This is a genomic window from Nocardioides sp. CPCC 206348 (assembly GCF_048654705.1).
In the GTDB taxonomy this organism is placed as follows: Bacteria; Actinomycetota; Actinomycetes; order Propionibacteriales; family Nocardioidaceae; genus Nocardioides.
In genome coordinates, this window is the sequence record NZ_JBMCZA010000101.1 from 1 (window position 1) to 1,429 (window position 1,429).

A 1,429-nucleotide genomic window follows, 5' to 3' on the forward strand; every position below is an offset into this window, starting at 1 on the left:
CGGGCGCATCCGCATGTGGAGGTCAAGGTCGTCGACCCGGTCACCGGTGAGACCGTGGAGCGTGGCGAACCGGGTGAGTTCTGCACGCGTGGTTATTCGGTGATGCTCGGCTACTGGAACGACGAGGAGAAGACCGCGGAGGCGATCGATGCCGAGGGGTGGATGCACACCGGTGACCTGGCGGTGATGCGCGAGGACGGGTACTGCGCGATCGTGGGGCGGATCAAGGACATGGTGATCCGTGGTGGGGAGAACATCTATCCCCGTGAGATCGAGGAGTTCCTCTACACCCACCCCGATGTGGAAGACGTCCAGGTCATCGGGGTCCCGGATGAGAAGTACGGCGAGGAGCTCTGTGCCTGGGTCCGTATGCGACCCGGGGCCGAACCGCTCGATGCGGTGGCGGTGAAGGAGTTCGCGACCGGCAAGCTCGCGCACTACAAGGTCCCGCGCTACGTCCTGGTCGTCGACGACTTCCCCATGACCGTGACCGGCAAGGTCCGCAAGATCGAGATGCGCGAGGAGACCACACGCCAGCTGGGCCTCACGGTCTGATCCGATGGCGTCTCCGGCCGCAAGCTGAACCTGGTCAGGAGACCCGAGCGGTGAAGTCCAGAATCGTACGAGTGACGAGCTCTGGGTCGTCGTACATCGGCACGTGTCCGACCCCTGGAAGTGTCAACCATTCGGCGTGGGGCACCAGCGAAGGAAAGCGTGCACCGTACGGATCGAGGGGGATGAGTGCGTCACGCTCTGACCAAGCGATCTGTACGGGGCAGTCGATGGCTCCGAGCTTGTGTTCGGTGCTCAGGAACCAACGCTTGAGCGGTTGAGAGATCGTGCACTCGGCCATGTCCTCAGTGAATTCCAGTGCGGCTTGGACCGACATCCGGTCGCCGTGTTCCACTGCGATCTTCAGCGCCGCTCGTCGCACCGGGGCCGAACGCAGCAGACGGGGGAGTAGGGGTGCCATGCGTGTCGTCAGCTGGCCTCCGAGGAACAACTTCAGCGCCAACAACTGGAGATGCCGACCGGCCGGCTCCCAGCCGAGGGCAGGTGAGAGTCCTGTGACAGAGAGAGCCCGTCCACGCGCTGCCAGTTCGAGGGCCAGCCACCCGCCCAGGGAGTTGCCCACCAGGTGTGCGCGCTCCACTCCCGCGGCATCGAGGTCGCGCTCGAGCTGGTCCGCCAGCGTCGCCGCTGTCGGTGCGATTCCGTCCGGATGCGAAGGCCCATCGGCATGTCCGGCCAGGCGAGCGACGTGGACTCGGTGGCGCATCCGGAGCCCGTCAACCACAGGGTCCCAGTTGTGCCAGCTGCTGTTGAAGCCGTGAATGCACAGGAGATCGGTCTGAGGCGCAGCCATGAGCCCTCCAATGATTGATGACACACATCGGAACCAGTCCGTGCGACGAACTCACGGTAACGT

The 1,429-nt window shown here is 64.5% G+C and carries 2 protein-coding genes; one reads left to right on the plus strand and one right to left on the minus strand.

Annotation, left to right across the window (positions count from 1 at the left end):
* Positions 1–555: AMP-binding enzyme (locus ACOADB_RS05090; protein ID WP_378596858.1), on the plus strand; the 555-nt coding region annotated here is incomplete at its 5' end.
* A 34-nt stretch (positions 556–589) separates the two neighbouring features.
* Here ACOADB_RS05090 and ACOADB_RS05095 read toward each other — a convergent pair.
* Positions 590–1,366, minus strand: a complete 777-nt coding sequence (locus ACOADB_RS05095; RefSeq protein ID WP_378596859.1) for an alpha/beta fold hydrolase — start codon at positions 1,364–1,366, stop codon at positions 590–592.
* Positions 1,367–1,429: the final 63 nt, after the last annotated feature.

Bases quoted from the DNA above. Each gene is read 5' to 3' on its own strand.
- ACOADB_RS05095 (WP_378596859.1), bottom strand. From the start codon at position 1,366: ATGGCTGCGCCTCAGACCGATCTCCTGTGCATTCACGGCTTCAACAGC.